We start from the raw sequence: 1,908 nt of genomic DNA on the forward strand, positions 1-1,908 counted from the left end.
GTCCCTGCTCACGCCATGGAAGCTCGTCGAGGGGCGCGCTTTCGATTATCTCTCGACCATTTCGCCGCCGCCCCCGCCCGATGACGGGCCGGTCATTGTCGCCATCGACGAGCCCTCGCTTGCCGAGATCGGCCCGCAATGGCCATGGCCGCGCGATCTTCACGGGCGGCTCGTCGAGGCTCTGCGCCGCGCTGGAGCGAAAGCCGTCGGGCTCGACATCATCTTTGCCGAGCCGTCGACGCCGGCCGCGGACGAAGCGTTGGTCAAGAGCCTTGGCCCGGACGTGGTTCTGGCCGGCGACGAGACATTCATCGAGACCGAGCAGGCCGCCCAGCATGTCCGGGTCGAGCCGCTGGCCATTTTCACCGCGACGGGCGCCGCAACCGGCATCGCCTCAATCGCGCCCGACGGCGACGGCATCCTGCGGCGCGTGCCGGGCTATGGCGACGGCTTTGCGGCAGAGCTTCTGAACGCCGCCGGCCGGCCGGCCACTGTACCGCGAAACGCGCTGCTGCAGGCCTTCGGCCCGTCTCGCACATATCCGACCGTCTCCTACTATCAGGCGCTCGATCCCGACAGTTTCCTGCCGGAGAATTTTTTCCGCGGCCGCATCGTCATGGTCGGGCTCAGCCTGCAGAACGCGCCGACGCTGTCGCAAGGCGGCGCCGACGTCCACGCCTCGCCGTTCACCATTCGCACCGGCACGCTCGTTTCCGGCGTCGAGATCCAGGCGACGGTCTTCGACAATCTGGCGCATCAGCTGTTCATCGCGCGCCCCCCGGCATGGGCGGCAATTCTCTCGATCCTGCTTGGCGCGGGCATTGGCGTTCTTGCCGTCTGGAAGTCGACCGGATGGAAGACCCTGGCCGGCGCTGTGGTTGCCGTGCTGGCGCTCCTCGGCGGCAGCTATATGGCGCTGCGCTACGGCCGTGTCTTTGTCGCGCCGCTGGCGCCAGCGCTTGCCTTTACTCTTGTCGCAAGCGCGCAGGCGGCGCGCGATTTCGCGGCGGAGCGGAAGCTTAGGCGCGGCATAACGCGCGCCTTCTCGCAATATCTGTCGCCGGCCCTGGTGGAACGCCTGGCGCGCGACCCGACGCAGCTTCGCCTTGGCGGCGAGGTCCGCACCCTGACCATTCTCTTTTGCGACATTCGCGGCTTCACCACCATCGCGGAGGCGATGAAGGGCGATCCCGAGCGGCTGACAACGCTGATCAACCAGCTGCTGACGCCGCTTTCCGACGTCGTGATGGCGCATGGCGGCACCATCGACAAATATATCGGCGACTGCCTGATGGCATTCTGGAACGCGCCGCTGGACGATCCAGACCACGCCATCCATGCGGTGGAGGCCAGCCTCGAAATGCTCGCCGCGCTAGATCGGCTGAACGCGCAATTGCAGGCGGAGGCCGAAACGCGCGGCGAAACGCCGATTGCGCTGCGCATCGGCATCGGCGTCAACACCGGGCAATGCGTCGTCGGCAATGTCGGATCGGAGCAGCGCTTCGACTATTCGGCGCTCGGCGATGCGGTCAATCTCGCATCGCGGCTGGAGGGCGCCTCGAAGGATCTCGGCGTTCCGCTGGTGATCGGCCGGGCGACCGCCGAACTGGTGTCAGACAGGATTCCGCTGACCCCGCTGCGCGAGATCACCGTAAAGGGGCGCGGCGAGTCTACCATGGTCTATGCCCGCGCGGCGGTAAGCGCACCGGTTTCGACAGCCGCAAGTTAGGCGGTTGTCCGTTCGCGTTCGAACAGGATTGTCGGCGACCCCTTGTAGCTCGTTCTGGTTATCTCGCGATAACGGCATTTCAGGGCGACGTTTACGGAGCCGGTATTGTCCGGATCGAAGATGCACGCAACGAACTGTTCGAGGATGATGCCGGCGAACTGCAAATTCGGCTCTACTGC

1 protein-coding gene and 1 pseudogene are annotated in these 1,908 nt (G+C 65.8%); one reads left to right on the plus strand and one right to left on the minus strand.

Translation table 11 applies throughout. The features are described from left to right. Positions 1-1,729, plus strand: a 1,729-nt coding sequence (locus EOA86_RS32830; RefSeq protein WP_164892242.1) for an adenylate/guanylate cyclase domain-containing protein, incomplete at its 5' end; no start/stop codon positions are given. On the opposite strand, the pseudogene EOA86_RS32835 reads toward EOA86_RS32830, so the two are convergent. Then, positions 1,726-1,908: pseudogene (locus tag EOA86_RS32835) on the minus strand (hypothetical protein); the annotation flags it as partial. The gene EOA86_RS32830 and the pseudogene EOA86_RS32835 sit on opposite strands and share 4 nt — an antisense overlap.

The sequence above is a fragment of the Mesorhizobium sp. M5C.F.Ca.IN.020.32.2.1 genome (genome assembly GCF_004023105.1).
Taxonomy (GTDB): Bacteria; Pseudomonadota; Alphaproteobacteria; order Rhizobiales; family Rhizobiaceae; genus Mesorhizobium; species Mesorhizobium wenxiniae.